Source organism: Frisingicoccus sp. (genome assembly GCF_048388605.1).
Lineage (GTDB): Bacteria > Bacillota > Clostridia > Lachnospirales > Lachnospiraceae > Frisingicoccus.
In genome coordinates, this window is sequence record NZ_DBGCTU010000033.1 from 56,780 (window position 1) to 67,833 (window position 11,054).

At 43.2% G+C, this 11,054-nt stretch carries 16 protein-coding genes; 13 read left to right on the plus strand and 3 right to left on the minus strand.

The window, feature by feature from the left end:
* Positions 1-45 precede the first annotated feature (45 nt).
* Both ACMN7X_RS08375 and ACMN7X_RS08380 read right to left on the minus strand, forming a co-directional pair.
* On the minus strand, positions 46-246 hold the full coding sequence (locus ACMN7X_RS08375) for a DUF6465 family protein (protein ID WP_418747009.1): 201 nt from the start codon (positions 244-246) through the stop codon (positions 46-48).
* Positions 247-334: 88 nt separating this feature from the next.
* The gene (locus ACMN7X_RS08380) at positions 335-523 is read right to left on the minus strand and encodes a hypothetical protein (RefSeq protein ID WP_418747010.1); all 189 of its coding nucleotides are present in this window, start codon (positions 521-523) and stop codon (positions 335-337) included.
* A gap of 192 nt (positions 524-715) precedes the next feature.
* Here ACMN7X_RS08380 and hisH point away from each other — a divergent pair, with 192 nt between their 5' ends.
* The 11 genes from hisH (at position 716) to ACMN7X_RS08435 (ending at position 9,422) form a co-directional block, all read left to right on the plus strand.
* Positions 716-1,321, plus strand: a complete 606-nt coding sequence (hisH, locus tag ACMN7X_RS08385) for an imidazole glycerol phosphate synthase subunit HisH (protein ID WP_418747011.1) — start codon at positions 716-718, stop codon at positions 1,319-1,321.
* A gap of 10 nt (positions 1,322-1,331) precedes the next feature.
* Positions 1,332-2,093 carry an imidazole glycerol phosphate synthase subunit HisF gene (gene hisF, locus ACMN7X_RS08390; protein WP_418747012.1) on the plus strand — a complete coding sequence of 254 codons (762 nt, stop codon included), beginning with the start codon at positions 1,332-1,334 and terminating at the stop codon, positions 2,091-2,093.
* 27 nt (positions 2,094-2,120) lie between these two features.
* Positions 2,121-2,795, plus strand: a complete 675-nt coding sequence (locus ACMN7X_RS08395) for a uracil-DNA glycosylase (RefSeq protein WP_418747013.1) — start codon at positions 2,121-2,123, stop codon at positions 2,793-2,795.
* A 199-nt stretch (positions 2,796-2,994) separates the two neighbouring features.
* The gene (locus ACMN7X_RS08400) at positions 2,995-3,897 is read left to right on the plus strand and encodes a LysR family transcriptional regulator (protein WP_418747014.1); all 903 of its coding nucleotides are present in this window, start codon (positions 2,995-2,997) and stop codon (positions 3,895-3,897) included.
* Between the two features lie 87 nt (positions 3,898-3,984).
* Positions 3,985-4,569 (plus strand): LysE family transporter, encoded by a 585-nt coding sequence (locus tag ACMN7X_RS08405; RefSeq protein WP_418747015.1) that lies wholly within the window; start codon positions 3,985-3,987, stop codon positions 4,567-4,569.
* Between the two features lie 56 nt (positions 4,570-4,625).
* Positions 4,626-4,991, plus strand: coding sequence for an ACT domain-containing protein (locus tag ACMN7X_RS08410; RefSeq protein WP_418747016.1), 366 nt, complete (start codon positions 4,626-4,628; stop codon positions 4,989-4,991).
* A 22-nt stretch (positions 4,992-5,013) separates the two neighbouring features.
* Positions 5,014-5,946 (plus strand): DUF1848 domain-containing protein, encoded by a 933-nt coding sequence (locus tag ACMN7X_RS08415; protein ID WP_418747017.1) that lies wholly within the window; start codon positions 5,014-5,016, stop codon positions 5,944-5,946.
* Between the two features lie 28 nt (positions 5,947-5,974).
* Positions 5,975-6,169 (plus strand): hypothetical protein, encoded by a 195-nt coding sequence (locus ACMN7X_RS08420; RefSeq protein ID WP_418747018.1) that lies wholly within the window; start codon positions 5,975-5,977, stop codon positions 6,167-6,169.
* A 24-nt stretch (positions 6,170-6,193) separates the two neighbouring features.
* Positions 6,194-8,722, plus strand: a complete 2,529-nt coding sequence (locus ACMN7X_RS08425) for an excinuclease ABC subunit UvrA (RefSeq protein WP_418747019.1) — start codon at positions 6,194-6,196, stop codon at positions 8,720-8,722.
* 103 nt (positions 8,723-8,825) lie between these two features.
* Complete coding sequence (locus tag ACMN7X_RS08430; RefSeq protein ID WP_418747020.1) at positions 8,826-8,993, plus strand: DUF3788 family protein; 168 nt, start codon at positions 8,826-8,828, stop codon at positions 8,991-8,993.
* Positions 8,994-9,026: 33 nt separating this feature from the next.
* Positions 9,027-9,422: an SMI1/KNR4 family protein gene (locus tag ACMN7X_RS08435; protein ID WP_418747021.1), complete on the plus strand. Its 396-nt coding sequence runs from the start codon at positions 9,027-9,029 to the stop codon at positions 9,420-9,422.
* A gap of 195 nt (positions 9,423-9,617) precedes the next feature.
* Here ACMN7X_RS08435 and ACMN7X_RS08440 read toward each other — a convergent pair whose 3' ends face one another.
* Positions 9,618-9,941: a hypothetical protein gene (locus tag ACMN7X_RS08440; protein WP_418747022.1), complete on the minus strand. Its 324-nt coding sequence runs from the start codon at positions 9,939-9,941 to the stop codon at positions 9,618-9,620.
* A 360-nt stretch (positions 9,942-10,301) separates the two neighbouring features.
* Here ACMN7X_RS08440 and ACMN7X_RS08445 point away from each other — a divergent pair, with 360 nt between their 5' ends.
* Complete coding sequence (locus ACMN7X_RS08445) at positions 10,302-10,595, plus strand: type II toxin-antitoxin system RelB/DinJ family antitoxin (protein WP_418747023.1); 294 nt, start codon at positions 10,302-10,304, stop codon at positions 10,593-10,595.
* Positions 10,585-10,899, plus strand: a complete 315-nt coding sequence (locus tag ACMN7X_RS08450) for a type II toxin-antitoxin system RelE/ParE family toxin (protein WP_418747024.1) — start codon at positions 10,585-10,587, stop codon at positions 10,897-10,899. The genes ACMN7X_RS08445 and ACMN7X_RS08450 overlap by 11 nt, the downstream gene beginning before the upstream one ends.
* The last annotated feature ends 155 nt before the right edge of the window (positions 10,900-11,054 follow it).

Consider the following 11,054-nt stretch of genomic DNA (forward strand, 5'->3'; position numbering starts at 1 on the left):
CCTGCGGCGAAAATGCTGCAGGGTATTGCGCTGTATATGTATTTTTTACTTTAACTCAATTTTTCCAGAGATATCGTCATTAATAACATAATAAGCCATAAATTCTTCAGGTTTTACATAGAGTTTTAAATCTTTAATATCTTTGATTTTATTCCCTTCATTAATCCAGATTTCTTTAATTCCGGCGATAATGTCCTTTTCATTTACCTGTAAGCCCTGATACTCAACAAACAGTGATGTTTTCATAAATTGCCTCCTTAGAAATATACATCCAAATGTTATGATTAATATAGTAGTACATTTTTGCTCATTTGGCAATGGAAAATTTTTCAGTTTACTTTGGATTCTGAAGTTCATTCAGAATATCTTCATAAACCATTTGATATTCATCAACAATATCGGCGGCATTAAAAAATTCATGCCTGCCGTCATTGCTGACGTAGTAGGATATTTGGTTTTCTTCTATCATCTGTGGGAGAATTCTAACCGCTATATCATGTGCACGTTTTTCCAAATCTGTCATGGCGTCCTCCTTTTCTAGTCCATAAACCTGTCAGCTGAGCCTGTGAGATATTTCACCGGCTGCTCACAGTATATCACGAGTTAAGATATTTGGAAAGCATAATATCGACAAGGAATCTTTAATGTGATATGATTACACTGTACATTTAAAACGTTAAATGGATAAAAAGCCTGTTTAAAGGAGGTTTTTCAGGTGCTTACAGTGATAGATTATGACGCGGGCAACATAAAGAGTGTGGAAAAGGCTTTTCAGTATCTCGGTCAGGAGGTTCGGATCACCCGGGACAGGGATGAGATTTTGGAAGCCAGCCATGTCATACTTCCGGGAGTCGGCTCCTTCGGGGATGCGATGCGTCATTTAAAGGAATATCAGTTGATTCAAACGATTTATGATGTGGTGGAGAAGAAAACACCTTTTCTTGGAATATGTCTCGGCCTGCAGCTTTTATTTGAGCGGAGCGATGAGAGTGAGGGTGTGAGCGGCCTCGGTATCCTTCCGGGTGAAATTTTAACCATTCCGTCGGCGCCGGGACTGAAAATTCCGCATATGGGGTGGAATTCTCTTGAAATTACGCCGGGGGCCCGCCTTTTTAAAGGAATTGAGGGCAATCCGTATGTTTATTTTGTTCATTCCTATTATTTAAAAGCCGGACGGCCTTCCGATGTGGCGGCAAAAACCTGGTACAGCGTGGATATTGACGCATCCGTGGAATCCGGCAATGTGTTTGCCTGTCAGTTCCACCCGGAGAAGAGCAGCCGAACGGGCCTGCAGATATTAAAGAATTTTACGGAAATATAGGAGGCAGAAAATGTTTACAAAACGGATCATACCATGTTTGGATGTACATAACGGCCGGGTGGTCAAAGGGGTTAATTTTGTCAACTTAAAAGATGCGGGAGACCCTGTAGAGATCGCGGCGGCTTATGACAAGGCCGGAGCTGATGAAGTTGTATTTTTGGATATCACCGCTTCCTCGGATGCGCGGAATACGGTGGTGGATCTGGTGCGCCGGGTGGCTGAAAATGTCTTTATTCCCTTTACTGTCGGCGGCGGAATCCGCACGGTGGAGGATTTCAGGGCGCTGCTCCGGGAGGGGGCCGATAAGATTTCAATCAATTCCTCGGCAATTAACAGGCCGGAGCTGATTTCGGAAGCCGCCGATAAATTTGGCAGCCAGTGCGTGGTTGTCGCTATTGATGCGAAACGCCGGGCGGATGGCAGCGGCTGGAACATCTATAAAAATGGCGGTCGGATCGATACGGGGCTGGATGCTCTCGAGTGGGCTGAGAAGGTGAATAAGCTTGGCGCGGGGGAAATTTTATTGACCAGTATGGATTGCGACGGCACGAAGGCCGGATATGATATTGAGCTGACCCGCCGGATTGCAGAGATCGTTTCAATACCGGTCATTGCTTCCGGGGGAGCGGGTACAAAGGAACATTTTTACGATGCGCTGACCGAAGGAAAGGCAGACGCCGCCCTGGCCGCATCTCTGTTTCATTATAAAGAACTCGAAATCAACGATTTAAAACGTTATTTAAGTGATAAGGGCGTTTCTGTGCGCCTCTGATTTAAAATACGAAAGAGAGGGAGAATTATGGCAGCAATCAGCAATGACTGGCTGGAACCGCTGACACCGGAGTTTCGTAAGCCCTATTATGCAAAGTTATATAAAACGGTTCTCAGCGAATATAACAGCCGACAGATCTATCCGGCGGCAGATGATATTTTTAATGCATTTAGTTTTACGCCGCTCTCTAAGGTGAAGGCGGTCATTCTCGGGCAGGACCCGTATCATGGCGACGGACAGGCACATGGGCTCTGCTTTTCGGTGAAGCCGGATGTTGAAATTCCGCCGTCACTGGTTAATATTTATACGGAGCTTCATGAGGATTTGGGCTGTTATATACCAAATAACGGTTATTTAAAAAAATGGGCGAATCAGGGTGTGCTGCTCTTAAACACGGTGCTTACCGTGCGGGCTCATCAGGCCAATTCCCATCGGGGCATCGGGTGGGAAGAATTCACCGATGCGGCCATCCGTGTGTTGAATGAGGTAGACCGCCCGATGGTATTTATCCTTTGGGGACGCCCGGCCCAGATGAAAAAATCCATGCTGAACAATCCGAAACATCTTATTTTGGAGGCGCCTCATCCAAGTCCGCTGTCTGCCTACCGGGGCTTTTTCGGAAGCCGTCCTTTCAGCCGGACAAACAACTTCTTAGTTGAGCACGGTATTGAGCCGATTGACTGGCAGATTGAAAACATATAAATTGTTAAAAAACTCCTCCCGGAAACCTTGAAACGTTTTCCGGAGGAGTTTTTTATAAGGTATGACCGGGGCGGCAGGGGCGTCGGCTTTTCTTTTACAGGCAGATATGGTAGAATGAAAACTGGCAATGAAATGAAAATTTAAAAATCTATACCGGTGAAGCTGGCTCTATCAAATCGGTATTTAACAAGGTGACAAAATGACGGTTCAACAGTTGAAATACATTATTAAAGTTGCGGAAACCGGCTCTATTACAGAAGCTGCAAAAGCTCTTTTTATATCTCAGCCGAGCCTTTCCAATGCGATCAGAGAAATTGAAAAAGAAACCAAACTGACAATCTTTACCCGTAGCAGACAGGGTATTGCACTCACAAAAGAGGGGCTGGAGTTTCTTGGTTATGCGAGAAACGTGGTGCAGCAGATGGAGTTGCTGGAAGATAAATATATAACAAATTCCTCAGAAAAAATTCGATTCGCCGTTTCTACTCAGCATTATACCTTTACATCGAATGCCTTTGTTGAAATGATTGAGCGGTTCGGGCAGGAACGTTATGAGTTCATTTTGAATGAGACGCAGACAAGGCAGATTATGGAGGATGTGAAAAACCGCTTCAGTGATTTGGGTGTTCTGTTCATAAGTAAGGAAAACGGAGCCGTGATACGAAAAGAGTTGGCGGAACGAAATCTCGTATTTTATGAGTTGTTTACTGCGAAACCTCATGCATTCATGAGTGCTTCCCATCCTCTCGCAGCGAGAAATTCAGTCACGCTGGAAGATCTTAAACCATATCCGCGGCTGAATTTTATTCAGGGCAATTTTGAGTCCTCTTATTGGTCGGAGGAACTGTTCAGTTCGCAGGAAACGGATAAACATATACGCATCAGCGACAGAGGGGCCATAGTTAATCTGATGATAGGTATGAATGCCTATACCATTTCCAGCGGAATATTTCCCCGTTATCTGCAGGGGGATGAAATTATCGCTGTACCGGTGCATGAGGATGAGATCATGCGCATCGGCTATATTTTGAATGAAAAGCAGGAGCTTTCAGAGCTGGGAACAATCTATGTCGAAGAATTACTTAAATATGGCAAAGCATAGTATAAGACTATGTAAAAACATAAAAAGAAAGAATTACCTATGAAAAACGACAGGGCAGTATAATACATTCCGAAAGGAGTGAGTATTATGCCTGCTTATGTAATCGGGAATTTCCTGGTGTATTGTGTGATTAATGCCTTTACCCCCGGCCCCGGAAATATCCTTGCACTTAACACCGTCAACAGCTATGGCTGGAAAAGGGGAAAGCCTTTATTTTTCGGCATTTTTGCGGGATATTATACGGTTCAGATTATCTGTGCACTGTTCGTCTGCGGAATTGGCGCATTCTTGCCGGGGGCGCTGAAAATATTGAAGTACATTGGGGCGGCCTATATTTTCTGGCTTGCCATCCATGTGGCGATCAGCAAGCCAGCAACGGATGAAAGTGCAGAAGGCGCATCCTTCTGGAAAGGATTTATGCTTCAATTTGTGAATGTCAAGATATATATGTTTGGCATTACGGCGCTGACGGGCTATATCACGGATTACAGCACTGCCTTATTCACGCTGGTTGGTGCTGAATTGCTGATTGCTACAATCGGCAGTATTGCTACCAGCACATGGATCGGCATGGGAATCCTGATCCGGAATTTTTATCTGAGACATTATAAGATCATAAACATCATTCTGGCTCTTACCCTGTTGGAGTGCATTTACAGTATATTGAAATGAATAATATCTTCGAGGATAAAAATGTTTAAATGAATTAATTTAGGAGGAAAAAGATAATGGAATTGAAAAAGATGCCCTATGAACTGTCAGTATGTAAAGTCAGGGAATTATGTCCGGAGATACTGGCAGATGAATTCTTTTTTATTGGGAAAACGGATGAGGAGCTTTCACTGGTATGCATGACTGAGCATGTGCCATTAGAGACAGAAGAACGGGATGACGGCTGGAAAGCATTCAGGATTCAGGGTATCCTGGACTTTTCTCTGATTGGCGTGCTTGCTCCGATCGCGGCGATCCTTGCAGATAATCAGATAGGAATATTTGCGGTTTCCACATATAACACAGATTATATTCTTGTAAAAAAAGAGAATTTTGAAAAGGCTTTAGATGTTCTTGTTCATGCCGGATATTCAGTGATATAACATGTAAGGAAGTGAAAGCAGAATGATCATACAGACAGGAATGAGAACCGATATTCCGGCATTTTATTCAAAATGGTTGTTAAATAGAATAAAAGAAGGTTTTGTGCTTGTTCGTAATCCCTATAATCCCATTCAGGTGACGAGATATCGCCTGACACCGGATGTGGTTGATCTGATTGCATTCTGCACAAAAAATCCTGCGCCAATGCTGCCGTACATGGATGCGCTGAAGGCATACGGACAATATTGGTTTATAACTATCACGCCATATGGAAAAGATATTGAACCGAATGTGCCTGATAAAGAAACAGTGATGGAAGATTTTAAGAGGTTATCCGGCATCGTTGGCGTGGACAGCATGGGATGGAGGTATGATCCGATATTTATTGATGAAAAACATTCCGTAAAATGGCATATATCTGAATTTGAAAAGATGGCAGAAAATCTATCCGGTTATACGAAATCTTGTGTGATCAGCTTTATTGATATCTACAAAAAGGTTGAGCGGAATTTTCCAAATGTCGGAGAAGTATCCAAAGCTGACCGAATTGCGATAGGAAAAGCGTTTATCCGAATTGGATTCAAATATGGGATGACGATAAAGCCATGTGCGGAGGGGGATGAATTGGCCGCCTATGGCGCAGACTGCTCCGGATGCATGACAGTAAATACTTTTGAGACAGCACTTCACGCTTATCTTGATGTGCCGAAGAGAAAAAATAATCAGAGAAATGGGCAGTGCGCGTGTCTTCTTGGGGTGGACATAGGTACCTATGATACCTGCGGCCATCTGTGCAAATACTGTTATGCAAATGAAAATGCTGTGCTTGTAAAAGAAAATATGCGAAAACATGATCCCATGTCGCCCTTTTTGATCGGAAAAAGTATGCCGGAAAATGTTATTCATGAAGCGCAGCAGAAGAGCTGGATTGACAGGCAGCTGAGGTTGTTTTGAGAATTTATTGATAGAATGGTGATGAAATATGTTTGTAAACGGTATTGTAATCCCTTTTATATTTCCTCAATTTGAATTAAATCAATATGGCCTTTTTCAAACAAAGGAAGAGATTGATGAATATATTGCTGTAAGAGAACAATTCAAACAGACTCACCCTCCTTACACGCTGGAGGAAGGAGACTTTGTTACTTTTAGACTTCATGAGATATATCTGCAATAAGCTTGATGAATTGGGGTGAAAAAATTGGATCATAAATCAGACAAGGTACCCACGCATATCAGGGTGCGTGGGGCAAGGGTACATAATCTGAAAAATATTGATGTAGATATCCCGTTAAATAAGATTGTCGGGATAGCAGGCGTATCCGGTTCCGGGAAATCCTCCCTGGCACTGGGAATTCTATATGCGGAGGGCTCCAGACGGTATCTGGAGGCGCTTTCCACTTATACGCGAAGACGCATGACACAGGCGGAAAAAGCACAGGTAGATGAAGTGCTGTATGTGCCTGCCGCTCTGGCACTCCGGCAGCGGCCCGGTATTCCCGGAATACGCAGTACTTTTGGCACGGGAACAGAGCTCCTGAACAGTCTTCGGTTAATGTATTCGAGACTTGCAGAGCATCGCTGCCCGAATGGACACTATGTAAAGCCGTCTCTGAATGTGGCAGCAGACCTTGAGCTTGTCTGTCCAGAATGTGGCGAGCATTTTTTTGCGCCGGGTGCGGAAGAACTGGCATTTAACAGTCAGGGGGCATGCAGGCGTTGCGATGGAACAGGAATCGTACGGACGGTAGATGAATCGACACTTGTGCCGGATGAATCCCTTTCCATCGATGAGGGCGCTGTCGCGCCATGGCAGACGTTGATGTGGTCCCTGATGAAAGATATTGCCCGTGAAATGGGCGTCCGTACGGATGTTCCGTTTAAGGAACTGACAGAGAAGGAACGGGATATCGTATTCCATGGACCTGCAGTCAAGAAAAATATTATCTATCAGAATAAGACGAGCGGCGCGGCGGGCGACATGAATTTTACTTATTTCAATGCAACCTATACCGTGGAAAATGCTTTGTCTAAAGTGAAGGATGAAAAGGGAATGAAACGGGTAGAGAAGTTCTTAAGGCAGGGTGTCTGTCCAGATTGCGGCGGAACCAGGCTTTCAGAGGCTGCCCGCGCGCCGAGGCTTCGCGGAATTTCTCTTGCCGAGGCCTGCACCATGACACTTTCTGAATTATCCGTGTGGGTGGAAGGCGTACCGGATTCTCTGCCGGAGGAAATGCGTCCGATGGCAGTCAGTATCTGTGAATCTTTTCAGACTGCGGCAAAACGGTTAATGGATCTCGGGCTTTCTTATCTCACCCTGGATCGTGCCGCATCCACACTTTCCACAGGGGAACGGCAGAGAATGCAGCTTGCGAGGGCGGTCAGAAATCGCACTACCGGTGTGCTGTATGTGCTCGATGAGCCTTCCATCGGTCTGCATCCTTCCAATATGGAAGGCCTGACAGGGGTGATGCATGATCTCCTTCATGATGGAAATACGGTTATTTTGGTGGATCATGATACCCATGTGCTTTCCGAGGCAGACTGGCTCATAGAGCTGGGGCCGGGAGCCGGCGCGGGCGGAGGCACGATCATTGCACAGGGAGAGCTCAGCGATGTAGAAAAAAATCCTGATTCCCGGATTGGCGGATTTCTCACAGGAAAAACAGTGATTGATATGAGGAGGCATATCCTGCCGGAGCAGATGTTTGACCTTGGCACGATTCATTTGTCTACTTCTGATATCCATACTGTAAAACCGTTGGAAGTGGACTTCCCGAAAGGACGGCTGATCACCGTGACAGGAGTTTCCGGTTCCGGAAAAACGACAATGATTCTGGAAAGCCTGATTCCTGCGCTCGAAGCATGTATCAGGGGAGAAAAACTGCCGGAGCATGTGCGGTCCGTCTCGGCAGACGACATTCGTCAGATTAAGCTGATCGATGCAACGCCGATCGGGGTGAATGTCCGTTCCACGGTGGCAACCTATGCCGATGTGCATGATGAACTTCGTAAGATATATGCGAGAACGCCTGACGCAAAGGAAAAGGGATATAAGGCAGGAGATTTTTCCTACAACACGGGAAAACTGCGCTGCCCGGTCTGCGATGGTACAGGCTCCATCAATCTGGATGTGCAGTTTTTGCCGGATGTGGAGATTACATGCCCGGACTGCGGCGGTTCGCGGTATGCGAAGAAAACAAGCCTGATCCGGCGGATCTCAAAAAAGGAAAATAAAGCCTATACTCTTCCTGAACTGATGGCTATGAGTATTGATGAGGCCTTGGATGCCTGTGCGGATCTTCCGAAGGTGGAACGGAGACTCCGGGTGCTGCATGACCTTGGCCTCGGATATCTGACATTGGGGGAAGCGACACCGAGTCTGTCCGGCGGGGAGGCTCAAAGGCTGAAGCTGGCCAGTGAGATGGGAAAGGGGCAGTCAGATTCTGTATTTGTTTTTGATGAACCAACCATTGGCCTGCATCCTCTGGATGTGGAAACGCTCCTGCAGGTATTTCAGAAATTGATTGAAAATGGAGCGACTGTCATTGTGATCGAACATGATCTGGATGTGATTCGTAATGCGGATTATGTGATTGATATGGGGCCGGGAGGCGGTATCCAGGGCGGAAGGATCATTGCAAAAGGTACGCCGCAGGAAATCTGCAGGGATAAGAACAGCCTGACCGGGAAATACCTGAAACGATATGGCCAAAGAATATGGAGCTGACAATTAAACTGCCTGCCCGGATGTTCGTTGATAAGGAAACCTGTTATTACTCGTTGACTTCAAATTGAACAAAAGGCAAATTGAAATTTAAGGAAGGAACACAATGCTTGAAAATATAAGAGATACTCTATCTGATACTGTTTGTAAGCATTATGATGAAGCTAAAACCTATCATGACGGGAAATGGGTAATGTTTGAACCGACTGATACTACTGAATTTAGCGATTATATTAAGCTATTGGCTATTAAAAGAAAAACAAATCGCAAATAAAAGTTCCGGGTTTGACATATAGGGAGGATTCGCATGGATAGAAAAATAATTGAAGATTTTGAAAAGGAGCATCACTATATACTGCCAGAAAGCTATATAAAATTTTTACTTACGTGCGACAATACTCCGCAAAATTATTGTAAGGATTATGGAGATATAAGCCTTTGCTCATTGGAAGAGCTGCCGGAAATGCGCGAACTGCACGAAATGGATAAATATTGCCCTGAGTATATTGCAATCGGTTTTGGCGGCGGCGGAGAAGTTTTGGTCATGAAGCAAGAACGAGACAGTAATACGTTAATTGTTACTGAGGGTGGAAATTTAATTTCAAAGTTTATAACACCTCAATATTGCAAGTTCTTTAATGATTTCTTTATAGATTGGGCAACTCGCAAATGTCCCGCAAGTGAGATTATAAAGAAATTGTAATGGGTGATGCGTTTAGAAAACAATGGAGATTTTGTCAAATCAACCATTTAACGATTGAGTGCAAAATGCCCTAACCATGGGCGTTTTTTTATACACATAAAACGATAGCCAATTGTACCAATCTGAGCCAGCAAGATAGCATGAGCAGGCGGCGTAATTATTTGGCAGAACTTTACATTCAGGTTTATAAATGAATCACGCAATTTGCTCAATACGACTTTTTATCTTTTTAATGTCATCTTCAAGAATATTAACTCGAATTAAAAGTAATTCCTTTTCGTTTTCAACTTTTAGGGCATCATCAAGCTTGCGGCTTAAATCAAGATGAGCCTCTGCAATGATACTGATATTTTTGTTGGTTACATTTTCGAGGGTTGTTTCAATAGAATCAACACGATCAGACAAAGAACCGATATTTTCCTGCATTTGCTGCATATCAATATGTATTTGTTTGATATCATCCTGAATGGGATTTAATAATAACGATATTGCTTGTAAATCTTCATGGGTTAATGACATATTACCAGCCTCCTCAATAATTATATAAAGTATAGCATGTCATTTCCTGAATGTAAAGATTCATCCAGTTGCCAAAGCGTTTTGTATTTTCTTATTTTTATTCATTGAATAAATTGCTTTGAATAAAGCTTTAGAAAAGACATCGACTTAGGTCAACATGAATTGCTGTCCTGATATTTCTATTTTATCATGACAGATTTGTATATATCAATCATCATTCATCGACAGGATTCGACACATAAAGTACATTAATAGAAATGGCATAAATAATAATGCTATATCATTATAAATGTATTGACTTAGCATTGTTTGTTTGCTATTCTTATAGTAGAAATAGAGTGTCTGTAGGAGGTGGCACAAATGGCAAGTACGATTCAAGTAAGAGTAGACGATGATTTAAAAAGAAAGTCAGATGCTTTGTTTAAAGATTTAGGAACAGATACCACAACTGCAATCCGTATATTTTTAACACAGGCGCTGGCAGTAAATGGTTTTCCGTTTGAAATAAAAAGGGCAACTGCAAATTCATATGAAACATTAACAGAACATGAAATATTAGATAAGCTGGAAAAATCGCGTGAGCACGCAGCACAAGGGATGTATAAAGATGCGACAGAAGTTTCTCGTGATATGAGGGCAAAGTATGGATTATAAAGTAGTAGTCACAAGGGATGCAGAAGAGGACTTAGAGCGTTTTATTAAATATCTTATGATTGAGAAAGAGAGTATACAGGCGGCAGAAAATGTACTGAATGATTATGATGCAACAATCGAAAGCCTAAAGCATGTGGCCGGAAGTTTGAAGCTGTGTGATAACCCAAGGCTGCGTCAGTTAGAATATCGTCGCATTAATTTCTTAAATCACAGATATTTTATGTTATATCGCATCGCGGATAAAATAGTATTTGTGGATAATATTTTTCATGAGTTGCAGGATTATGAAAATAAGATGTATTAATCGTAGCATAGAAAAACAAATTTAATTATACAGTACAAAGGGGAAATCGGCTAATGCCGATTTCTACCCATTAAAAAGAGAAATAGAGATACCCTGCAGAAATGCGTGCATTACAACACTTGCATATTCTTCAGGGTATCTCTATTTCTCAGAGT